At 62.9% G+C, this 22,137-nt stretch carries 23 protein-coding genes and 1 other RNA gene; 15 read left to right on the top strand and 9 right to left on the bottom strand.

Annotated elements, in window-relative coordinates; translation table 11 throughout:
- The first annotated feature begins 51 nt into the window (after positions 1–51).
- The 6 genes from dusB to ruvC all read left to right on the top strand — a co-directional run bounded on the left by dusB (position 52) and on the right by ruvC (position 5,011).
- The gene (gene dusB, locus ACMV18_RS05765) at positions 52–1,122 is read left to right on the top strand and encodes a tRNA dihydrouridine synthase DusB (RefSeq protein ID WP_420817070.1); all 1,071 of its coding nucleotides are present in this window, start codon (positions 52–54) and stop codon (positions 1,120–1,122) included.
- 5 nt (positions 1,123–1,127) lie between these two features.
- A complete protein-coding gene (locus ACMV18_RS05770) occupies positions 1,128–1,364 on the top strand; it encodes a Fis family transcriptional regulator (protein WP_374256714.1) in 237 nt (78 codons plus the stop codon).
- A 43-nt stretch (positions 1,365–1,407) separates the two neighbouring features.
- The gene (gene purH / locus ACMV18_RS05775; protein ID WP_420817051.1) at positions 1,408–2,997 is read left to right on the top strand and encodes a bifunctional phosphoribosylaminoimidazolecarboxamide formyltransferase/IMP cyclohydrolase; all 1,590 of its coding nucleotides are present in this window, start codon (positions 1,408–1,410) and stop codon (positions 2,995–2,997) included.
- Between the two features lie 115 nt (positions 2,998–3,112).
- Entirely contained in the window at positions 3,113–3,562 is a 450-nt protein-coding gene (locus ACMV18_RS05780) for a MarR family winged helix-turn-helix transcriptional regulator (protein WP_420817052.1), read from the top strand.
- Positions 3,559–4,428, top strand: coding sequence for an alpha/beta fold hydrolase (locus ACMV18_RS05785; RefSeq protein WP_420817053.1), 870 nt, complete (start codon positions 3,559–3,561; stop codon positions 4,426–4,428). The genes ACMV18_RS05780 and ACMV18_RS05785 overlap by 4 nt, the downstream gene beginning before the upstream one ends.
- A 28-nt stretch (positions 4,429–4,456) precedes the next feature.
- The gene (ruvC, locus tag ACMV18_RS05790; RefSeq protein WP_374256718.1) at positions 4,457–5,011 is read left to right on the top strand and encodes a crossover junction endodeoxyribonuclease RuvC; all 555 of its coding nucleotides are present in this window, start codon (positions 4,457–4,459) and stop codon (positions 5,009–5,011) included.
- Between the two features lie 18 nt (positions 5,012–5,029).
- Here ruvC and ACMV18_RS05795 read toward each other — a convergent pair whose 3' ends face one another.
- The 4 genes from ACMV18_RS05795 to dsbD form a co-directional block, all read right to left on the bottom strand.
- Positions 5,030–6,124, bottom strand: coding sequence for a carbonic anhydrase (locus ACMV18_RS05795; RefSeq protein WP_420817054.1), 1,095 nt, complete (start codon positions 6,122–6,124; stop codon positions 5,030–5,032).
- Positions 6,125–6,203: 79 nt separating this feature from the next.
- Positions 6,204–6,530: RNase P RNA component class A (rnpB, locus tag ACMV18_RS05800), an RNA gene on the bottom strand.
- Between the two features lie 9 nt (positions 6,531–6,539).
- Complete coding sequence (locus tag ACMV18_RS05805; RefSeq protein ID WP_420817055.1) at positions 6,540–7,739, bottom strand: multidrug effflux MFS transporter; 1,200 nt, start codon at positions 7,737–7,739, stop codon at positions 6,540–6,542.
- Positions 7,740–7,749: 10 nt separating this feature from the next.
- Complete coding sequence (dsbD, locus tag ACMV18_RS05810) at positions 7,750–9,540, bottom strand: protein-disulfide reductase DsbD (protein ID WP_420817056.1); 1,791 nt, start codon at positions 9,538–9,540, stop codon at positions 7,750–7,752.
- Between dsbD and cysK the strand changes: the two genes are divergently transcribed.
- From cysK to ACMV18_RS05825, 3 genes are read left to right on the top strand one after another with little or no spacing between them, the layout of a single operon-like run.
- Positions 9,496–10,413, top strand: a complete 918-nt coding sequence (gene cysK, locus ACMV18_RS05815; RefSeq protein WP_420817057.1) for a cysteine synthase A — start codon at positions 9,496–9,498, stop codon at positions 10,411–10,413. The genes dsbD and cysK overlap by 45 nt on opposite strands.
- Before the next feature lie 21 nt (positions 10,414–10,434).
- Positions 10,435–11,229: a potassium channel family protein gene (locus tag ACMV18_RS05820; protein WP_420817058.1), complete on the top strand. Its 795-nt coding sequence runs from the start codon at positions 10,435–10,437 to the stop codon at positions 11,227–11,229.
- The gene (locus ACMV18_RS05825; RefSeq protein ID WP_420817059.1) at positions 11,226–11,927 is read left to right on the top strand and encodes a TetR/AcrR family transcriptional regulator; all 702 of its coding nucleotides are present in this window, start codon (positions 11,226–11,228) and stop codon (positions 11,925–11,927) included. Before ACMV18_RS05820 ends, ACMV18_RS05825 begins: the two co-directional genes overlap by 4 nt.
- A 16-nt stretch (positions 11,928–11,943) precedes the next feature.
- Here the strand turns inward: ACMV18_RS05825 and pyrC are convergent, their stop codons facing one another.
- A complete protein-coding gene (gene pyrC / locus ACMV18_RS05830) occupies positions 11,944–12,984 on the bottom strand; it encodes a dihydroorotase (protein ID WP_420817060.1) in 1,041 nt (346 codons plus the stop codon).
- Positions 12,985–13,093: 109 nt separating this feature from the next.
- Here pyrC and ACMV18_RS05835 point away from each other — a divergent pair, with 109 nt between their 5' ends.
- Both ACMV18_RS05835 and ACMV18_RS05840 read left to right on the top strand, forming a co-directional pair.
- A complete protein-coding gene (locus ACMV18_RS05835; RefSeq protein WP_420817061.1) occupies positions 13,094–13,927 on the top strand; it encodes a prohibitin family protein in 834 nt (277 codons plus the stop codon).
- A 3-nt stretch (positions 13,928–13,930) separates the two neighbouring features.
- Positions 13,931–14,692 (top strand): glycosyltransferase family 25 protein, encoded by a 762-nt coding sequence (locus ACMV18_RS05840; protein WP_420817062.1) that lies wholly within the window; start codon positions 13,931–13,933, stop codon positions 14,690–14,692.
- Between the two features lie 15 nt (positions 14,693–14,707).
- Here the strand turns inward: ACMV18_RS05840 and ACMV18_RS05845 are convergent, their stop codons facing one another.
- A complete protein-coding gene (locus ACMV18_RS05845; protein ID WP_420817063.1) occupies positions 14,708–16,534 on the bottom strand; it encodes an ABCB family ABC transporter ATP-binding protein/permease in 1,827 nt (608 codons plus the stop codon).
- Between the two features lie 62 nt (positions 16,535–16,596).
- On the opposite strand from ACMV18_RS05845, the gene ACMV18_RS05850 reads away from it, so the two are divergent.
- The 4 genes from ACMV18_RS05850 to ACMV18_RS05865 are packed head-to-tail and all read left to right on the top strand — an operon-like array spanning position 16,597 to position 19,626.
- On the top strand, positions 16,597–17,052 hold the full coding sequence (locus ACMV18_RS05850) for an acyl-CoA thioesterase (protein WP_374256732.1): 456 nt from the start codon (positions 16,597–16,599) through the stop codon (positions 17,050–17,052).
- A 38-nt stretch (positions 17,053–17,090) separates the two neighbouring features.
- Positions 17,091–17,543 carry a glycine zipper 2TM domain-containing protein gene (locus tag ACMV18_RS05855; RefSeq protein WP_420817064.1) on the top strand — a complete coding sequence of 151 codons (453 nt, stop codon included), beginning with the start codon at positions 17,091–17,093 and terminating at the stop codon, positions 17,541–17,543.
- Positions 17,544–17,601: 58 nt separating this feature from the next.
- Entirely contained in the window at positions 17,602–18,336 is a 735-nt protein-coding gene (locus ACMV18_RS05860) for a 2OG-Fe dioxygenase family protein (protein ID WP_420817065.1), read from the top strand.
- A gap of 24 nt (positions 18,337–18,360) precedes the next feature.
- The gene (locus ACMV18_RS05865) at positions 18,361–19,626 is read left to right on the top strand and encodes an EAL domain-containing protein (RefSeq protein ID WP_420817066.1); all 1,266 of its coding nucleotides are present in this window, start codon (positions 18,361–18,363) and stop codon (positions 19,624–19,626) included.
- A gap of 27 nt (positions 19,627–19,653) precedes the next feature.
- Here the strand turns inward: ACMV18_RS05865 and ACMV18_RS05870 are convergent, their stop codons facing one another.
- The 3 genes from ACMV18_RS05870 to ACMV18_RS05880 form a co-directional block, all read right to left on the bottom strand.
- Positions 19,654–20,427 (bottom strand): enoyl-CoA hydratase, encoded by a 774-nt coding sequence (locus ACMV18_RS05870; protein ID WP_374256739.1) that lies wholly within the window; start codon positions 20,425–20,427, stop codon positions 19,654–19,656.
- Positions 20,420–21,301, bottom strand: coding sequence for an alpha/beta fold hydrolase (locus ACMV18_RS05875; protein ID WP_420817067.1), 882 nt, complete (start codon positions 21,299–21,301; stop codon positions 20,420–20,422). The genes ACMV18_RS05870 and ACMV18_RS05875 overlap by 8 nt, the downstream gene beginning before the upstream one ends.
- Positions 21,302–21,366: 65 nt before the next feature.
- On the bottom strand, positions 21,367–22,137 hold a 771-nt coding region (locus tag ACMV18_RS05880; RefSeq protein ID WP_420817068.1), incomplete at its 5' end, for an acetyl-CoA C-acyltransferase.

A 22,137-nucleotide genomic window follows, 5' to 3' on the forward strand; every position in this document is an offset into this window, starting at 1 on the left:
CGGCCCCTCCAAGGTTCACCCATGCCCTCCGAAACCCTGTCCGCCAGCCCGCTGTCGGTCGGCCACATCGTGTTGCCGAACCGACTGTTCGTGGCGCCCATGGCCGGGGTCACGGATCGCCCGTTTCGGCAGTTGTGCAAGCAGCTCGGCGCAGGCTATGCCGTGAGTGAAATGGTGACCTCGCGCAAGGACCTGTGGAACAGCCTGAAAACATCCCGTCGCGCCAACCATGATGGCGAGACCGCACCGATTGCGGTCCAGATTGCCGGGACCGATGCGGCCATGATGGCGGAGGCCGCCGCCTACAACATCGACCGCGGCGCCCAGATCATCGACATCAACATGGGTTGCCCGGCCAAGAAGGTGTGCAACAAGTGGGCCGGCTCAGCCCTGATGCAAGACGAACCGTTGGCCCTGCAAATCGTGGAGGCCGTGGTCGCCGCCTGCGCCCCCCGCAACGTGCCGGTGACCTTGAAGATGCGAACCGGCTGGAGTCAACAGCACAAGAATGCAGAGCGCATTGCCCGCGCAGCAGAGCAAGCTGGCATCGCCATGTTGACGGTGCATGGTCGCACCCGCGAGCAGGGCTACAAAGGACGAGCCGAATACGACACCATTGCCGCCGTCAAGGCGGCTGTCAGGATTCCGGTGGTGGCGAATGGCGACATCGTGTCGCCCGAAAAGGCGCGCGACGTGCTGCAGTACACCCAAGCCGACGCCATCATGGTGGGCCGGGCTGCGCAAGGTCGCCCCTGGATCTTTGGTGACATTGCCCACTACCTGCAGCACGGCCAACATCGTGCGGCGCCGCTGACCTTGCAGGTGCAGCAATGGCTGTTGGCCCACCTGGAAGACCACTACGGTCTGTACGGCGAATTTGCGGGCGTGCGAACGGCGCGCAAGCACATCGGGTGGGCCGTCCGCGGCCTGCCAGGCGGCGAAGCGTTTCGCCAGCGCATGAACGCGCTGGAAGACTGCGCCGCGCAAGTGCAAGCCGTGCGAGATTTTTTTGATGACCTCAGCGTGACCTGCGACCGCCTGCCCTCCCCTGAGGCCACTGCGTTCGTCGACGATGAGAGCGATGCGGCAGGTGACCGGGAGACAGCCTGCACGCTGGATTGAGAAGTATGAGCAAGAAGAACATTCAAGAGTGCATTCGAGACAACCTGGAAGGGTACTTTCAGGACCTGCGTGGCGCCGAGCCGCATGCTGTGTACGACATGGTGGTCAACGCCGTGGAGCGTCCCATGTTGGAAGTCGTGATGCAGCGCGCCGACGGCAACCAGTCCAAGGCGGCCGAGTGGTTGGGCATCAACCGCAACACGCTGCGCCGCAAGTTGCTCGAACACAAATTGATCAAGTGACCCGTTTTTGACATTCCACGATCTTTGAACTGAAGGAAAAACCATGGCTCTGACCGCCTTGCTGTCCGTGTCCGACAAGACCGGCATCGTTGAATTTGCCCAGGCGCTGAACGCCCAGGGCGTGCGCCTGCTGTCCACCGGCGGCACCGCCAAGCTGCTGGCTGAAAAGGGCTTGCCCGTGACCGAGGTGTCGGAAATCACCGGTTTCCCTGAAATGCTGGACGGCCGCGTCAAGACCCTGCACCCCCGCGTGCACGGCGGCATCCTGGCTCGCCGTGACCTGCCCGAGCACATGGCAGCCCTGAAGGAACACGGCATTGACACCATCGACATGCTGGTGGTCAACCTCTACCCCTTCGCCCAAGCCACCGCCAAGGCCGACTGCACGCTGGAAAACGCCATTGAGAACATCGACATCGGCGGCCCCACCATGCTGCGCGCTGCCGCCAAGAACTGGCAAGACGTGGCCGTGATCATCGACCCCGTCGACTACGAGCAAGTGCTGTCCGAAATGAAGGCCGACGGCATCACCCGTTCGACCAAGTTCATGCTGGCCAAGAAGGTGTTTGCCCACACCGCTGCTTACGACGGCATGATCACCAACTACCTTACCTCGCTGGAAACATGTGCCGAGTTGGCCACCGAAGCTGTGCCTGCCAAGGCCGAATACCCTGCCGTCTACAACCTGCAACTGCACAAGGTGCAAGGCATGCGTTACGGCGAGAACCCACACCAGTCGGCAGCCTTCTACCGTGAAGCCGCGCCCGTGGTGTCCACGCTGGCCAACTGGACCCAGATTCAAGGGAAGGAGCTGTCCTTCAACAACATTGCTGACGCCGATGCGGCTTGGGAATGTGTGAAGGCTTTTGAAGCCCCCGCTTGCGTGATCATCAAGCACGCCAACCCCTGCGGCGTGGCCGTGGGCGCCGGCCCGCTCGAGGCCTACACCAAGGCCCTGAAGACCGACCCCACCAGCGCGTTTGGCGGCATCATGGCCTTCAACCGCGTGGTCGATGCCGACGTGATCGACGCCATCAACACCAACAAGCAGTTCGTGGAAGTGGTGATCGCACCGAAGTTCACCGACGCGGCACGTGCAGCTTACGCCTCCAAGCAAAACGTGCGTCTGCTCGAAGTGCCTTTGGACGACGCCACCCGCAAGCTGGGCAACGCCCTGGACTTCAAGCGCGTGGGCGGCGGCATGCTGCTGCAATCGTCTGACAACATCGACATCGTGGGCGACATCAAGGTCGTGACCAAGCTGCAGCCCACCGAGCAGCAAATGAAGGACATGCTGTTTGCCTGGACCGTGGCCCGCTTCGTCAAGAGCAACGCCATCGTGTTCTGCAAGGACGGCATGACCATGGGTGTGGGCGCCGGCCAGATGAGCCGCCTGGACTCGGCTCGCATCGCCTCGATCAAGGCCCAGCACGCTGGCCTGAGCCTGCAAGGCACCGCCGTGGCGTCGGACGCTTTCTTCCCGTTCCGTGACGGTCTGGACGTGGTGGTGGATGCGGGCGCAACCTGCGTGATCCATCCCGGTGGTTCGATGCGCGACGACGAAGTCATCGCCGCTGCTGACGAACGTGGCATTGCCATGGTCTTCACCGGCACGCGTCACTTCCGTCACTGATCAAACAGCGACTGTCAGCAAAGGGCCCTTCGGGGCCTTTTGTTTTTTGCGCAGCCTATTTACTTCGCGCACGAAACAAATATACTTCGCGCACGAAACAAATGCGCAGCGCAACATGTCATCCCGACCTCGACTGATCTTCTTGCTCAACAGCGCGCAGCGCCACCTGCAGCAGTGGATGGCGGCACAGCAGGAGGTGGCCACACCCGCCGCCGTACCTGCCGCCTCACCTGCGCAGAGTGGGGTCTTGTTCATCCTCGACAAGGGCGATGGCGCCACCATGGGCGAGTTGGCCAAAGCGTTGGATCTCGCCCCGTCTGCCGTATCCGGACTGATTCAGCGCATGGAAGCGTTGCAGTGGGTCTGCAGACGCCCCTGCACGCTGGACGCCCGCACACAACGCGTCTGGCTACAGGACGCAGGGCGCGCGCAGCTTCCAGCCTTGAAAAGTGCCCTGGCGCGCATCAATCACCAACTCACCGCCGGCTTCACGGACGACGAGCTCCACACCGTCGCCCGCTGGCTGCAGCATGTTCAACACCTTCACACCCAAGACAAGCCATGAGTCACGCCCACAGCACTGAATCCGTCACATTCACGTGTGCGGACGGCACCACCTTGCATGGCCATTTCGTGCGCGCACAAGGGGATGCCGCCCCAGGCCTGCCCGTGCTGCTTTGCCCTGCCACGGGCGTCAAGCAGCATTACTACCTGCGCTTTGTGAGCTGGCTGGCACATCAGGGACACGATGTCTTGGTATTCGACTACCGCGGTATTGGCCTGTCCCTCCACGGGCGACTGAAGGACTGCAAGGCAACCTTGGCCGAATGGGGCCAACAGGATCAGGTCGCCGCACTGGAATGGTTGCTGGCCCGCACCGGGCAGTCCCAAGCGCTGCTGCTGGGGCACAGCGCCGGTGGACAAATGATTGGCCTGCTTCCGAACCACCACAAAATTGCTCGACTGGTGGGGGTGTCGGCCTCCACCGGCTGGTTGCGTGGCATGCGCCCGGCCTTTCGCCTGCAAGCGGGTTTTGCCCTGCGTGGCGTGATCCCGCTCGGGGTGCGATTCAAAGGCTTTGCCCCCACCGCCGCCATCGGTCTGGGTGAAAACCTGCCCGCTGGCGTGGGCCTGCAATGGGGGCAATGGTGTTCTGCAGGAGGCTACGCCACCAATGCCGTGCGCCATCAACCCGATCGCGATTTCCATGCGCAAGTTCGTACCCCCATCACGGTCCTGCATGCCGAGGACGACGACATTGCGACCCCCGCCACCGTCGCGGACCTCCTGCGCACCTTCCCGGTCGCCCCCAAGCAGGCCATCCGAGTCAAACCGGCCCAACATGGGCTCAAGAGCATTGGGCACATCGACTGGTTCCGCAACACCCACCAGGCCTTGTGGCCCCTGATCGCACAAGCGCTCAAGGGATGAGTCGGAGCCCGGTTATCCTTGGGCTCTCATGAGAATTCTTGGCATTGACCCCGGCTTGCAGACCACGGGCTTCGGCATCATCGACACCGAAGGACCGAAGCTTTACTACGTCGCCAGCGGGACGATCAAAACCAAGGAAGCCGCGCAGGGCGATCTGCCCACCCGACTCAAGCTGATCTACGAAGGCGTGCGCGAGGTGGTGGCCCGATATGAGCCACAAGAGGCCTCGGTTGAAATCGTGTTCGTCAACGTCAACCCGCAGTCCACCTTGCTGCTGGGGCAAGCGCGCGGGGCCGCCATCGCCGGGCTGCTGTCCAACGCACAGTCACCCAAGGTGTCCGAGTACACGGCCCTGCAAATGAAAAAGGCCGTCGTGGGGCATGGCCATGCGGCCAAGGCACAGATCCGGCACATGGTGATGCGCCTGCTCGAGTTGCCACGCGAACCGCACAACGACGCGGCCGATGCGCTGGGACTGGCCATCTGCCACGCTCACGCGGGTCATGCCATGGCCCAGATGGCCCGCGCCACCGATTTGAACCGGCGCACGCACGCGCAGATCAAGGGCGGCCGGGTGTACTGACCCTCGGCCCCGCGTGGATCACATGCCTTCTTTGATGAGGCGGCCCGATACCGGCTGCACCGGACGGGCATTCATCGGGTACAGGCGGCTGAACACCGAGATTTGCTCAGGTGACATGGATGCAGGCTGCTTCATCACCAGCCACAACACGCCTTCTGTGCAGGGTGGCGTGGTCAGTGAACCCATGTAGGTGTAGTACTGGCGTCGCTCAGGGATCAGCCCCGCCAGATCCATCATCGCCATGCCCTGCTGATCCAGGCCCTTCTCAAGCGGGATGTTGTTCCAGACCATCTGCACCACCGGGTGCGCCTTGCCCTGCTCCATCAACACGGCCACGACGGCGAGCTTGCCATCGGCGTCCTTGTGAACCAGGTGCGCCACCATGTCGAAGGGGCGACCGTTGATGCGCTCTTCGCTGGGACGATGGAAGTGAAATTGCACCAACTCATACCGATGCCCCTGCACCGTGATGCTGTTGCCCGGCTCGACGTTGACCTGGACGGTGTGCCCGTTGTCCGTCACGCGGAAAATGGTGGGGCGGTAGTCGAACTGGATCGGATCCAGCTCGACCGGAATGCCATCGCGAATGTCGATCGGGCTTTGGCGACGACCCAACATGCAGGTGCTGAACTCGGGCTTCAAGCGCCCCCAGCTGTCAGGTCCCGTTGCGCCACCGTAGGCCCAATGCACCTCATGCCCCATCGGGTCCGCCTTGGACAAGGTGCCGTGGTTGTCGGCCACGATGGTTTCCTGTGGGTGCGCACTGGCAGGCTTCTTGCGCACAGCCGGGGCACGCGAGCGAACCTGCACCACCGGCGGGGCCGCACGCCGCGTACGGACCTCGTTGATCTTCTGGTCGATCATGTCCCGCAGATCGGTCATGGACACATCACCCTTGTCGCCTGCGCCCGCCTTGGGATCGGCCTTTGCATCGGCGCGTGGCTCGGACTTGCCTTCGGATTTGGCCTCCGTGCGCAGTGTGGGCTTGATGGACACACGCCCTTCACTGCCATCCCCGCCATGCCCTTCGGCCGCCCAGGCTGCGGACAGCACCCCGGCACTCAGGCAGAGGGTCAAAGAAATGGCAAGTCGATGCAAAGTCGGGCGCAACATGGTCGAAATCTCCAGCAGACGCCGGGTTTTCGGCCAGTGCAACGCAGAACTTGAACGTCTGCGTCATGAGAAACCAAAAGTGTGAAGTCAGCCGATAGGCCGGATTCTGTGCAGCCCCGTGTCTCGCGACGCTGGGCCGTGACCGCCATTCCTCTGGGCCGCCTGTCGCCAGAGCGGCTCAATGCCACCTACCCGCACACTCCCCGGGCCAGGTCATCGTGTGCCTATTTGGTGTTGCTGCGCGTAGAGATTGCCCGTTTCACCCGAACTGAATCGGCTCGTCTCTGTTGCTCTGATCCTCACCTCACGGTGGAGAGGTGTTACCTCCTACGCTGCCCTGCGCAGTCCGGACCTTCCTCCAGTACGCCCTTTCGGGACTTGTACCAGCGGCGGTCTGGCTGACTTCACCTTCGCATTATCGCCGCAGCTGAAGCCCCCACGCGAGCAATCCGGTCAACATCAGCAACAAAGCGGCAAAAGCCAAGGCCACGGTGCTGTGCATGACCATGGGTGCAATCACCCCGGCCACGATGCCGTTGGCGGCGCTGGCCACAAAGGCCTGCAGCGACGCCGCCATGCCCCGTCGCGCGGGAAACAGGTCCAGCACCATCAAGGTGACCACGGGCGTGAGCATGGCCCAGCCCAAGGCGTACAGGGCAATGGGGAACAAGGCCCAGCGCACGTCGGCCTGGAACACCACGTTCGCGGCCAGGTTGAGCAAGGACACCGTCAACATGATGGCAAAGCCGATGCGAATCTGACGCGCCGGGGCGATGCGCCCGGCCAGACGCCCGCTGAGCCACGCCCCACCCATGATGCCGCTGATGGTGCACGCGAAGAACCAGAAGAACTGCGTGGGCGCCAGACCCAGGTGTTCGCCCAAGAAGGTGGGCGCCGACAGCACGTAGAGGAACATGCCGTTGAAGGGAATGCCACTGGCCAGCGCCAGCAACAAGAACTTGGGATGGAGGCCCAACTCCAGATAGCCCTTGAGCAGGTGCCCCGCTTCAAACGGCTGCCGCTGAGAAGGGTGGAGCGACTCGGGCAGCAGCCACCAGTTGCCCAGCCACAGCAACACACCCACCAGCGCCAGGAACCAGAACACCGCGTGCCAACTGGAATGCACAAACAGAAAGCCGCCGACGATGGGCGCCACCGCCGGTGCCACCCCGAAAAACAGGGTCACCTGGGACATGACGCGCTGCGCATCCGCCGGAGGGAACAGGTCGCGGATCACCGCGCGCGACACCACGATGCCCGCCCCGGTCGACAAGCCCTGCAAGGCCCGGAACGCAATCAGGTGCGTGATGTCGGTCGACAGGGCGCAGCCCACCGATGCCAGCGTGAACACGGCGATACCGGTCAGCACCACCGGCCGCCGCCCCAGGCTGTCCGACAGAGCGCCATGAAACAGGCTCATGAACGCAAAAGCAAACAGGTAGGCCGACAGCGTTTGCTGAATTTGCAGGGGTGTTGCCTGCAGATCAGCTGCAATTCCCGCAAAAGCAGGCAAGTAGGTGTCGATGGCAAACGGCCCCAGCATGCCCAGACAGGCCAGCAAGACCGACAGGGCCCACATGGGGCCCTTCCAAAGGTGGCGCGCGTCAGGATTCATGCTGATTCAGTCAATGTCCTGCGCGCTGAAGGCTCGCCAGAAAATCCGCCGGCGACTGGAAGCCGATCACGCGGGTGCCCGCCACCTCTTGCCCATTCGCATCAAAGAACACGATACCCGGCGGCCCGAACAGCTGGAAGCGCTGCAACAAGGCCCGGTCGTCGGTGCTGTTGAGCGTGACATCGGCCTGGAGCAACACCACAGAACGGAGTCGGTCTTGTACCAGTGGATCGGTGAAGGTGTCGTGCTCCATTTCCAGGCACGAGGTACACCAGTCCGCATAAAAGTCCAGCATGACAGTCTGGCCGGCCGCCTTGGCCTGCGCCAGCGCCGCATCCAGCTCGGCCACGGAGCGCACCCGCTGGAACGGCAGCACGCTTTGGTGCTCGGCCGCCGCGGCACTGCGCCCCAACCACTGCGTCTGCACATAAGGCCAAGCGGGGCGACTGACCCACGCGGCCATGACCAACATCAGGACACCAAACAGGGCCTTCACGACTTTCATCCACGGCCCCGTGCGTGGCAACAGGCTACCCGCAGACAAGCCGACCAGCAACAAGGGCACGCTCATCCCCCAAGCCATGGCGTACAAGGCCGCGGCCCCCAGCCAAACGTCCCGGGTCTGGCTGATGTAGAGCAGCGCCCCCGCCAAGGGGGCCGACACGCAGGGGCTCACGATCAAAGCGGACACCACCCCCATGGCAAACACACTGACAAAGCGCCCGCCAGGCAAGCGACTGGAGCCCGCACCCAGCCAGCTTTGCACCGCGGCCGGCAACTGCAACTCGTACAGGCCAAACATGGACAGTGCCAGCAAAACCATCAGCACCGCAAACGCCAAGACCACCCAAGGGTGCTGCAGATACGCCGACAGCCCCTGGCCCAGCAGCCCGGCGGCCACGCCCAGCGCGGTGTAAACCAGCGCCATGCCTTGCGAATAGCTCAGCGCCAGCGCAAAGCCACGGGCCCGCCCCACCTGCTCACGCTGCCCCACGATGATGGACGACAGAATGGGCACCATGGGCAACACGCACGGCGTCAAGGACAACAACAGTCCTGCCAGCAGAAACACGGGCACGACCACCCACAGCTTGCCGGACGCCAAGGCCTGCCGAATGCGATCGCCGCCCTGGCCCTCGCCCCCGGCATCTGGCTGCGCGGCCAACCCCGACGACGCATCAAACGGCTGAACACCGGTCACGCTGCCCTGCGCATCCAGCGTCACTTTGAATTGCCGCTGCTGGGGCGGGTAGCAAATCCCGGCATCTGCGCAGCCCTGATAGCCCACCGTCAGCCGCCCCTCTCCTTTGGCCCCGTCAGGCAAGTTGGCCCCGCCCCCCACATCAGCGTGGTAGACCTCCAGCACACGATCAAAGTTGGGGTCGTGCTTGGACTGCCCCGGCGGCAGATCCCAGGCCAGGGTCACAGGCTCCCCCCCGGCCGCCTGCCATTGCAACTTCATCTGCTCGCGATACAGGTAAACGCCGGGCGCCAAACGAAAATCCACAAGCACCGCGCGCGGCCCGGAAACCGCCACATTCAGACGAAAAGCTTGGTCTACTGGCAAAAAAGTCTGCGCCAGCGCAGATTGGCCCAGCCAAAGAACAGGCAATATCGATATGAGGATAAAGAAGAAGGCCCAGCGCCAGCGCGCGGGGGTTGCACTGGAATAATTCATGGACCCTATTCTGACGCGCTCAACGAACCCTGCTGTTCGCGTGAGGTCTTTCTTCAGCCATCCAACGGAGCTCTGCTCATGAAAGCCCAAAACATTCTTGAAACCATTGGCCGCACCCCCCATGTGCGCATGAACCGACTGTTCGGCGCTGGTGCCGAGGTCTGGATCAAAGCCGAACGCGCCAACCCCGGCGGCTCGGTCAAGGACCGCATTGCGCTGGCCATGGTCGAAGAAGCCGAGCGCACTGGCGCTCTGAAGCCGGGCGGCACCATCATCGAACCCACCTCGGGCAACACCGGCATCGGTCTGGCGATGGTGGCTGCCGTGAAGGGCTACAAGCTGATTCTGGTCATGCCTGACAGCATGTCCATCGAACGCCGTCGCCTGATGCTGGCCTACGGCGCCCAATTCGACCTGACCCCACGCGAAAAGGGCATGAAGGGCTCGATCGCCCGCGCCCAGGAACTGGCGGCGACCATTCCTGACGCCTGGATCCCTCAGCAGTTCGAAAACCCGGCCAACGTGGCCGTGCACGAACGCACCACGGCACAAGAAATCCTGGCCGATTTCCCCGAAGGCCTGGATGTGCTGATCACTGGCGTGGGCACCGGTGGACACCTCACAGGCTGCGCCAAGGTGCTCAAGGAAAAGTGGCCCAACCTCAAGGTCTTTGCCGTCGAACCCAAGGCTTCGCCCGTGATTTCGGGTGGCCAACCCTCGCCACACCCGATCCAAGGCATCGGCGCAGGCTTCATTCCCGCCAACCTTGACACGAAACTGCTGGATGGTGTGATTCAGGTTGATGCCGAAGACGCCCGAGAATATGGGCGCCGTGCTGCGCGCGAGGAAGGCTTCCTGGTTGGCATTTCCTCGGGTGCGACCTTGGCTGCGATTGCACAGAAACTGCCTGAACTGCCCGCCGGTTCGCGCGTCCTGGGCTTCTGTTACGACACGGGCGAGCGTTATCTGTCTGTCGACGGCTATCTACCCGCCTGATTTACCGCTGAATCTGGAGTCATGTCAGTCTATTACCGGCGCTTTTATCGTTCCCCTTGGGCGATGCTGGCGGCGCTCGTCGCCAGCGTGCCGGCTTTCTATGACTCCATGATGCCCACGCAGGCCACTTGGGCCACGTGGATGTATGTGGTCAGCGGCGTCATCGTGCTGTGGACCGCCTGGCAGGAGCGTTTGCACGCCAAGCGCGCCCAGTCCGACGACGAAGACACCTACACCTGGGGCGCTCGCCCGGTAGAGGAACGCCTGGACTGGTTTCTGGGCGCCTCGCTGCTCTTGAGTGCGGTGCTGCCGCAAAGTAACGAGTCTCGACTGGCTTTGGCCTGGCGCTTGGCCATCGCCGTGCTCATGCTGTATCGGTTGGTGATGATCAGCCTGCCGCTGTTCACCCGAACTGGTCTGGCCCGCTTGCTGGCCATGGGTGGCGCGGTGCTCGCCCTGTGCGGCATCGGTTTTTACTGGCTGGACCCCGAAGTCCAAACCTTGAATGAAGGTCTGTGGCTGGCGTTTTCCACTGCGGCCACCGTGGGGTATGGCGATGTGGTCCCCAGCACCACGGCCTCGCGCATTTTTGCCGTGTTCGTGGTGCTGCTGGGTTACGGCCTGCTGTCGCTGGTGACTGCGAGCATTGCCGCCATGTTTGTGGGCAACCAGGAGCGCAAAGTCGAACGCGAGATCTTGCGTGACATGCACAAACAACTCCACACTGTGCGCGAGGAAATTGCCGAGTTGCGTGCCGAACTGAAGAAGTCCGCCGCGCAGCATCAGAATTCGGATCCCCGACCACCCCACACATGAAGTCAGACAAGCCTGCTTCCCACCGCCGATCGGCCGTCACCCGCCCCTACGGTGGCGTGACGGCAGCAGACCGACGCAAGGAGCGGCACGACAGACTCATGGCCGCAGGCCTGACGGTCTTTGGCGCCAACGGCTTTCATCGCAGCACCGTGCGCGACGTCTGCACCGAGGCCGGGCTGACAGAGCGCTACTTTTACGAGTCGTTCAAAACCCTGCTGGATTTGTTCAATGCGGTCTACATGGCTCTGTGGACACGACTGAACCAACACATCCAGGTGGCCAGGGATCAGGTCCCGCCCCACCTTCCCCGCCTGGCACAAACAGAAGCTGCCGTCGCGGTCTGGTTGAACTTCCTGAGCGAAGACCGACGCCGGGCTCGCATCCTCTTGTGGGATGCCTTCATCCTGCACGACATGGAGCGCCCGACCGAGTCCCAGACCGACACCGACCGGGACTTCTCCAAGCGCCTTTATGTGTTGATCACCACGCTGTTCCCGGATTTCCCGGCACTCGGCGTTTCACCCGAAAGCCTGGCGGCCGGCGTGATGGGCGCCCTGATCTACATGACCAAGCAATGGGTACAAAGCGGCTACGCCATGTCGCATGATGAGGCCCACAAGCACATCATGCTGGTGCTGAAAGCCACGCGGGCGCTGTACCAAGAATTGCAAGCTGAGGCACAGTGCGACCGCCCCTGACCCCAAGGGCCAGACCTTACCGCAGACGCCAGTGCAAGGTCTCGCCGCCACGCAGCGGCTTGATCTCGGCCTCACCGAACGGCAGGCTTTCTGGCACGACCCAGTCTTCATGCACCAGGGTGATGGTGTCGGTGTTGCGAGGCAGGTTGTAGAAGTCGGGGCCGTAGAAGCTCGAGAAGGCTTCGAGCTTGTCGAGCGCGCCCACGGCCTCAAAGGCTTCCGCGTACAACTCCATGGCACAGGGCGCGGTGTAGCAACCGGCGCAGCCCGATGCGTGCTCCTTCAGGTGCGACGCGTGAGGCGCGCTGTCGGTGCCCAGGAAGAACTTGGGACTGCCACTGGTCGCAGCCTGCACCAGCGCGACACGATGCTCTTCGCGTTTGAGGATGGGCAGGCAGTAGTAGTGCGGGCGGATCCCACCGGTGAAGATGGCATTGCGGTTGTACAGCAAATGCTGGGGCGTGATGGTGGCCCCCACGAAACGATCCGCCTCGGTGACGTACTGTGCAGCTTCCTTGGTGGTGATGTGCTCGAACACGATCTTCAGTTCAGGGAAGTCCTTGCGCAGCGGGATCAGCTTGTCATCGATGAAGGCCTTTTCGCGGTCGAACACGTCGATGGCGCTGTCGGTCACCTCGCCGTGCACGCAGAACACCAGGCCCTCACGCTGCATGGCTTCCAGCACCTTGTAGGTCTTGCGCAGGTCGGTCACGCCCGCATCGCTGTTGGTGGTGGCCCCGGCTGGGTACAGCTTGAACGCGACCACGCCAGCCTCTTTGGCGCGCACCACTTCGTCAGCGGGGGTGTTGTCGGTGAGATAGAGCACCATCAGGGGCTCGAAGTTCACACCGGCCGGCACCACGGCGCGGATGCAATCACGGTAGGCTGCAGCCTGCTCGGCCGTGGTCACGGGTGGACGCAGATTGGGCATGACGATGGCTCGGCCGAACTGACGCGCTGTGGCAGGCACCACGGCGGCCATGGCCGCCCCATCGCGCACGTGCAAATGCCAGTCGTCAGGGCGGGTGAGGGTCAAGGTGGAGGGGGTGGTCGTCATGGCACGTGCCGCAAAAGTCATCGGATAAGGGTTGATTTTCGCATCTCTGCTTCACAATGTGGTGCACGACCGAGCTCCCAACCTCCCTTCATTGCAAGAGGCCTTTGTCATGGCAGACCTGAACCCCAGTTCCGCGGGCCGCACCTTGGTGCGCACCCTGTTCATCGGTGGCGCCGTTTTGTTTGGCCTGTGGTCGCTGAGCCCGGTCGTCGTCATCTCGGCGGGTGAACGCGGCGTCAAAACCACCTTCGGCAAGCCCGACGAGCAGGTCTACGACCCGGGCATCCACTTCCGCGTGCCCCTGGCCCAATCCATGCACGTGATGGATGTGCGCCTGCAAAAGGGTGAAGGCGAAGGCGATGCCGCGTCCAAAGACTTGCAGTCCGTTCACACCCGCATTGCCATCAACTACCACCTGGATCCCAAACAAGTGGTCAATGTCTTCCGCAACATCGGGCCCAGCACCGAGATTGCCGCCGATCGCATCATCATCCCCGCAGCACAGGAAGCGGTGAAAGCCGTCACCGCCCGGTTCACGGCAGAAGAACTGGTCTCGCGACGCACCGAAGTGCGGGATGCCATTGGCAGCCTGTTGCGCGAAAAAATGCAACGCCACGGCCTGGTGCTGGACGAATTCGCCATCGTGAACTTTGCCTTCTCGCGCTCGTTCAGCGAAGCAATTGAAGCCAAGGTCAAGGCCGAGCAGGAAAAGCTCAAGGCGGAGCGCGACCTCCAGCGCATCGAAGTCGAGGCCAAGCAGAAGGTGGCCAGCGCCAAGGCCGAAGCCGATGCCTTGGCCTTGCAACGTCAACAAATCACGTCCGACCTGTTGGCCTTGCGCCGCATTGAGAACGAACGTGAGGCCATCCGCAAATGGGATGGCAAACTGCCCAGCGTGACGAGCGGCGCCGTGCCATTCATCAACGTCAACGACAAGAATTAAGGCATGTCTGCGCCAACGATTTTTCTGATCAATCTGGACCGATCGACAGACCGACTGGCGCAAGCTGCCGCCGTCCTGGATGGCTTGGGGCTGAAATGGGAGCGTGTGCCGGGCGTGGAAGGTGCCAAGCTGGATCCGGCATGGCTGCAACGGACCAACCCGACGCCTGCGCCCCACAACGAGTGGTTTCGGGCCCTGACGCCAGGCGAGATCGGCTGCTTTCTCAGCCACCTCAAGTGCTGGCAACTGATTCACGAGCGCCAACTGGATTGCGCCTTGATTCTGGAAGACGACTTCGCGCCGAAAGACATCGTGTCGGCAGAGACGCTGTCACTGCTGGCCCAATCCGCCGGTCAATGGGATCTGCTCAAGTTGAGCCGGTTGGGCAAAAACGCCCCCCTGGTGTCTCGTCTGTCTGATCAGATTGAGCTGTGCCGCTGGGGCCAAGGCCCGGTCGATGGCACCGCCTACATGGTGTCCCGCCAAGGCGCGGCCAAACTGGTCCCGCACCGCGAACACATCTATCGCCCCGTGGACTTCGACTTCAAGCACCACTGGGAGCGCGACCTGACCTTGATGGCAGCACGCCCGGACTTTTTCCGCCAACGCAGCCACGAAGAAGCGGCCTCGGTCATTGGCGGTCGCACCGATTACCGGCGCTATCCGTTTGCCCAAAAGATGGCCGTGTACCTGCGCAAATGGCGCTACCACCTGCGCTTCTGGCTGGCCGACGCCCTCGGCATCGGCCGCAAGCGCGTGCTGTAACGCCCCCGATCGGGGTCATGCCCCGTCCGAATGCCCTGCCTGCTGCAAGCGCCACATCTCGGCATAGCGTCCGTTGGCCGCCAGCAGTTGTGGGTGAGTGCCGCGCTCGATGATGCAACCGGCCTCCATCACCAGAATCTCATGCGCGTGCACGATGGTCGAAAGGCGATGCGCAATCACCAGCACCGTCTTGCCCTGCGCCACCGCCGCAAGCTCGGCCTGGATGGCGCGCTCATTGGCCGAGTCCAGTGCAGACGTCGCCTCGTCGAACACCAGCACTGGCGGGTTCTTGAGCAGCGTGCGCGCAATGGCCACGCGCTGCTTTTCGCCGCCCGACAACTTCAGGCCACGCTCACCCACCATCGTGTCGTAACCCTTGGGCGTGCCAGCGATGAAGTCATGGATGCGGGCGGCCTGCGCCGCCGCCACCACCTCGTCCTGTGTGGCCTGCGGACGCCCGTAGGCGATGTTGTAGGCCACCGTGTCGTTGAACAGGACCGTGTCTTGCGGCACGATGCCAATGCTGCGCCGCAAGCTGTCTTGCGTGAGGCTGCGCAGGTCGTGCCCATTGACGGTGATGCGCCCGCCCTGCACGTCATAGAAGCGGTACAGCAAGCGCGCCAGCGTGGACTTGCCTGACCCCGACGGCCCCACAACGGCCACCGTCTGTCCGGCCGGGATCTCGAAGCTCACCCCGTGCAGGATCGGCCGGGCGGGATCGTACGCAAACTGAACCTGATCAAAGCGCACGCTGGGCGGGCCGCTGAGCAGCAAGTGCTTGGCATCGGCGGCATCCGCCACCTCGCGCTCACGCTCGATCAGGGTGAACATCTTGTCCAGATCGGTCAGGGACTGCTTGATTTCGCGGTAGATCACGCCCAGGAAGTTCAGCGGGATGTAGAGCTGGATCATGAACGCATTGACCATGACCAGGTCGCCCACGGTCATGCGCCCGTCGACCACCCCCTGCGTGGCCCGCCACAGCATCGCGATCAGGCCCACCGCAATGATCATTTGCTGGCCGGTGTTCAGCATGGACAGCGAGCGCTGGCTGCGCAGGGCCGCCACCCGCAGGCGCTCCAGCGCCTCGTCGTAGCGCTGCGTCTCAAACGCTTCGTTGTTGAAATACTTGACCGTCTCGTAATTGAGCAAGGCGTCGATGGCACGGGTGTGCGCCTTCGAATCCATCTCGTTCATTTCACGGCGAAAGCGCGTGCGCCACTGCGTCACCGTCACCGTGAAGGCGATGTACACCACCAGCGCCGCCAGCGTGATCCAGGCGAAGACAACGTCAAACTTGGTCGCCAGCAAGGTCAGCACCAACGTCACTTCGATCAGGGTGGGGATGATGCTGTAGAGCGAATACGAAATGAGCGAGTGCACGGCGCGAGTACCCCGCTCGATGTCGCGCGTCATGCCTCCTGTCTGGCGTTCCAGATGGAAGCGCAGGCTCAGCGCATGCAAGTGCGCAAACACCTGGAGCGAAATGCTGCGCGCGGCCCCCTCGGTGGCCTTGGCAAAAATGAGCTCGCGCAGCTCGGTGAACAACGAGGTCGACAAGCGCAGCAGGCCATAGGCCACCAGCAAGCCCACCGGCACCACCAGCAGGGCCGCCGCGCGATCCGGTTGCGGCGCAAGTCGGTCCACCAACTCTTTGAGCAGCACGGGCACGCCCACATTGGCCAGCTTGGCGCCCACCATGAAGGCCAGCGCCAGGATCACGCGCCCCTTGTAGGCCCACAGATAGGGCCACAGACGAGCCAGGGTGTCGCGGTCGGTCCGGCGAACGTCCGAGGAGGAACTTGGGTTTTCCGCAGTGGGGGCGTGGGCAAATCGGCGCATTCTGAAACAATCGACAGGTCGCTCTCCAAATCCGGAGGGCCTGATTGTCAATCTGTTTGCCCATGACCGTCACACCCAAAACCAATATCCTGCTGTGCCCGCCTGACCTCCACCCCGAAATGGAGTTGCTCATGCGCGTGATCCCCATGCCTCAGGATGCCAACGGCAATGGCGACATTTTTGGTGGCTGGATCATGTCGCAGGTTGACTTGGCCGGCTCCATCCTCCCCGGCATCATCTCGCGGGGACGGATCGCGACGGTGTCCGTCAACCAGTTCACCTTCAAACACGCCGTGTCAGTGGGGGACGTGGTGTCGTTGTACGGGCGCGTCGAGAAAATCGGTCGCACGTCGGTGACCGTTCACATGGAAGTTTGGGCTGAACGCAACCCCCGCCAGCCTCAGTTGTTCAAGGTGACAGAGGCCAACATCACGTATGTGGCCATTGACGATGAAGGCAAACCCCGTTTGGTCAAGCCCGAGACACAGACGGATACAAACACCGCCTCCAGTTCGTGACAGACTGAGCGTTTGTTGTACTTCATTCACCGAGTGCCATGAACACTTCCGCCCGCTCCACGCTGTCTCACGGCTTCACGTACCTGGTCTTGGCCGCTGCGTCGTTGTCCCTCAGTCACCCTGCAGCAGCGAGCAGCACCAAGCCCAGCAATGCCGCCACAGCCGTGAAGCTGGGGACGGTGCAAAGCGTGCAGGCGGTACAGGTCAAAGGTGACGGCAGCGGGGCTGGCGTGGTCGCTGGTGCCGTGCTGGGCGGCCTGGTCGGCAATCAGATGAGCAAAGGCACCGGCAACGCCCTGCTGACCGTCGGTGGGGCCGTCGCGGGCGGCTATGCCGGCAACGAAGTGGAAAAGAACGTCAAGAAGCACACCGTTTACAAAACCCGCGTCAAACTCGACGACGGCACGGTGCAAGAGTTTTCGGTGGGGCAACAGTACGCGATTGGTGCCCGCGTTCAGATCACTGGCAAAAAGCTGACACTCGCGCCGTGATTGCGGCGTCAACTCCCCTCACGACATCCGAGCGTCCAACTCTGTGCGACCATCGGGCATGGACCACTTGACGCCGATCGCACCTGAAGCCGCTCCGAGCCTGCTGCAGCAACAAGGCTGGGCTCTGATGGATGCCCCGCACCTGCTGAACTGGCTGAACGCATCGCCCGAACAGGCGGATGCCCTGCACGCCAGCTGGTCTGACCTGCCTCCCGATCAGCATTTGCGGGACGGTGGTCACTACCGCTTTCGTCGCCACGGCAGTTTTGTGCTGGACAACGCCAGCGGTCAGCTGACACAGGTACCCCACCGCGCCCATTGGCAGCCCGTGACCTACAACGCCTTGCATGGCGGCTTCGAGCGCTGGTTCGAACCCATTGCCAGCCACGTCACGGACAGCCCGCTGTGGCGCGCCCTGTTGACCCAGATCGGCCAACTGCTGGCGCAAGCCAAACCCACAGCCCAGTGGTTCATCGAGGCACACCAGTTCCGGGTCGACACCACGGGGGGCATCGGGCGCCCCACGCCCGAAGGCGCGCACCGGGATGGCGTCGACTACGTGGCCGTCCTGATGCTGGAGCGGCACGGCATCAAGGGCGGCGAGACACGCGTCTTCGAAGCCAACGGCCCCCAAGGCGTCCGCTTCACCTTGACCCAGCCCTGGAGCACCATGCTGCTGGACGACGAGCGCGTGATTCACGAATCCACCCCCATTCAACCGTTGGAAACCCACGGCTGGCGCGATACATTGGTGCTCACGTTCCGCCAAAACGGTTTCCAGCAACAGAGCTAAGCCTGCGCACGCGACTTCTGCCCCATGTTCACCACGCTTGAATACCTGCTGAGCCAGCTCGACACCACGGGCCCGACCACCACGGGCCAGTTTGGTGGCTATCGTCTCAACAGTCACTTTCAGCCGATCTACAGCCTGTCGCACCTGCGACTCATCGGGCATGAAGCGCTGATGCGCGCGCAAAACACCGAGCGTCAGGCCGTCTCGCCGTTGGCCGTGTTCGAATCGTGCCCCGACGAGGATGCCCAGACCCGCTGCGACCAGATCAGCAGCATGGTCCACCTGAGCAACTATCAGCGCCAGGATCGTTCGGGCGAATGGCTGTTCGTCAACCTCAGTCCGGCCAGTTTCATGCGGCTGGCCACGGAGCAGCGCACCTCTTCCATCGACCGCATCGTCAACCAGTTTGGCGTGCCCACCGAGTCCCTGGTGCTGGAAGTGCTGGAGGCGCAAACAACCGACACCGGCGCCTTTGAGCAAGCCGTACGCCATTGCCGACAGGCTGGTGCCCTGATTGCGATCGACGACTTCGGCGCCGGGCACTCGAACTTTGACCGCGTCTGGCGACTTCAACCCGACATCGTGAAGCTGGATCGCAGCCTGGTCGCGCGCGGTGCGCGTGAACCCCGCATTCAGCGGGTGATTGCGCAAATGGCATCGCTGCTGCACGAATGCGGCTCGATGGTGCTGATGGAAGGCATTGAGACCGAGGACGAAGCCTTGTTGGCCCTCGATTGCGATGCCGATTTGGTACAAGGCTATTACTACGGACGCCCGCAGCCTGCCCTGATGCCCAAGCGCCATGCGCCCGACAGTTTGCTCAAGGGATTGCAAGACCTCTCGGCGCACCGCGAACGGCAACGGCAGGCCAATCACGAACGTACCGCGCCCTACACCAAAGCCATCTGGCATGCCGGTGTCATGCTGGGTGCAAGCCGATCGCTGGAACAAGCGTGCCGGAGTTTTCTATCCCTGCCCAACGCCGAAGCATGCTACGTGCTGGACGCCAAAGGCTATCAAATCGGCACCAGCTTGTGGTCGCCCTCGGCGCAAGCACCTGACACCCAAAATGCGACCAACCCACTGCTGGATGGCCAGGGTGCGTGCTGGGCGCGACGACATTACTTCCGCCGCGCCATGGAGCACGTGAGCCAGCCGCAAATCACGCGGCCCTATCGATCCATGTTGGGCAGCCACCAGTGCGTGACGGCCTCCATGGCTTACCGCTGCCAGGACGAGCAAGGCAACACGGTCTGGCGCGTGATCTGTGGCGACATCCGTTGGGATTGACGCCACCCACCACGCGCGGCGTCTGCCTCAGAACTTCGAGAAATCGGGCTTGCGCTTCTCCATCACGGCGGTGATGGCTTCCTTGGCGGCAGGGCCGGACAGCAACTGCACGAACTCGCGAATTTCAGCCAGCATCATGTCCTGCATGCCTGGCTGAGACTTGCGCATCAGCGCCTTGGTCACACGCAGCGACGAAGCGGGTTTGGCCGCCAGCTTGGCAGCCTGAGCCTGGGCATACGCATTGGCATCACCAGGCGGCAGAATGCGGCTGACGATGCCCATGTCCAGCGCCTCTTCGGCGTAGAAGGCCTCGCCCAACAGCAGCTTCTCGGCCGCGCGCTGGAACCCCACCAACTGAGGCAGCATCACGCTGGAGCCACCCTCAGCACACACACCCAGGTTCACGAACGGCAGGCTGAACGCTGCGTTGTCGCCCGCGTAAACCAGGTCGCAATGCAGCAGCATGGTCGCGCCAATGCCCACAGCAGGGCCGCAGACGGCCGCGACAATCGGCTTGGGGAAAGCGTGCAGGGCTTGCAGGAATTGCACCACCGGCGCCTTTTCCAGCTCGTTCGGATTGGGTGGGTTCTTCAGGAAGTCGGCCAGGTCATTGCCGGCAGAGAAGATTTCCACAGCGCCTTGCAGCACGGCCACACGCACGCTGTCATCCTCGGCGGACTCGCGCAGGGCGCTGGCCAAAGTCTGGTACATCGTGGTGGTGATGGCGTTTTTCTTGTCCACACGGTTGAACGTGAGGGTCAGAACACCGTTTTCACGGTGCACGAGAATGTCTTCAGACATGCATGTCTCCTTGTTGAGGATTCGCGCTCAGCCCCAGCCATGTGAGACTGTGAGCCCAGCCGCGCGGACCAATCCGCGTGTGGAAGAAATCAAAATGTCCCACCGATGTGGCCCCGATGTCCTGCGGATGCAGGATGTCGTAGCGCACCGCCGATGAGGTGTAGGGCTGGTGAACCGCGCGAATGCCCGCTTCACTGGCCAGTTTGTCATCCGTGAACAAAACGGCCCGGATCGGCCGTGTCACACAGGCGTAGGCGGCCTTGACCGCCCCACCCTCGCTGCACACAAACTCTGGCGAGGCGCACCAACGCTTCCATTGCGCGATGATGCCCTTGGGCAAATCGCCCACTGCATTGAGCCGCTTACCCGCGAAATACCCGTGGCGCGCCACGCTCAACGGCACCATCACATGCCAGAACAAACCCATGCCATAACGCAGGGGCTTGGCCAGATGCCGATGGTAGCCACTGCCACTGCCCAGCGTCACCACATGGTCCACTTGGGGCAACTGGGGCATCAAGCCGTACAGGATGCCGCCCATGCTGTGGCCAAACCAGCTCATGGGCAGATCGGGATGGCGTTGCTGCGCCAACTTCATCAGCGCAGGCGCATCCTGCAGGGCCCAATCGATGAGGCGTGCACGATAGCGTCGCAGATCCTTGGGAGCCGACGCACCGATGCCGCGCCAGTCCAGGGTATAGACCACCGCACCATGCTCTGCCAGCCAGCGTGCGTAGCGTTCGTAAAACGACTGCGGCACACCCAAAGCCGACCCGATGAACACCACCCGATGCGCAGCGCCACCCGGCGCAGGCCGGTAGCACCGTGCAGCAAGCGTGTGCCCATCGTCCGTGTGAAGCGTCAAATGTTCCATACAACTTTCAAGAAAAAGCCCGCACACTGGCGGGCTTTCTCAGGCGTCAAACGCGTGTGAGCCGATTACAGGCTGTCAACGCGCTCGAAGATGCCAGCAGCACCTTGGCCGGTACCGATACACATCGTGACCATGCCGTACTTGCCGCCGGTGCGACGCAGACCGTGAACCACGGTGGCTGCGCGGATGGCACCGGTTGCGCCCAGGGGGTGACCCAGAGCGATCGCGCCGCCCATCGGGTTCACCTTGGCACGGTCCAGCACGTGGCCCTTGCTGTCCAGGTCCTTCAACACGGCCAAGGATTGGGCAGCGAACGCTTCGTTCAGCTCCACCCAGTCCATGTCAGAGGCCTTCAGGCCGGCGTATTCCAGGGCCTTGGGGATGGCTTCGATCGGGCCGATGCCCATGATTTCGGGCGGCACGCCCTTCACGGCGAAGGCCACGAACTTGGCCAGCGGTTGCAGGCCGTACTTCAGGCAGGCTTCCTTGGAAGCCAGGATCAGGCAGCCAGCGCCGTCGGAGGTTTGCGACGAGTTACCGGCCGTGACCGAACCCTTGGCCGCGAACACAGGACGCAGCTTGGCCAGACCTTCCAGCGAGTTGTCAGGACGGGCGCCTTCGTCACGGGTGATGACCTTCTTGGAGACGGTCACTTCGCCGGTTTCGAGGTTGGGCGTGCGCACTTCGACTTCGATCGGGGTGGTTTCGGCATCGAACCAGCCAGCCTGTTGGGCGGCGATGGCGCGGCGGTGCGATTCCACGGCGAAAGCGTCTTGCTCTTCGCGGGTGACACCCCACTGCTCGGCCACCTTCTCAGCGGTCATGCCCATGCCGTA

Source organism: Aquabacterium sp., assembly GCF_048860245.1.
In the GTDB taxonomy this organism is placed as follows: domain Bacteria; phylum Pseudomonadota; class Gammaproteobacteria; order Burkholderiales; family Burkholderiaceae_C; genus Aquabacterium.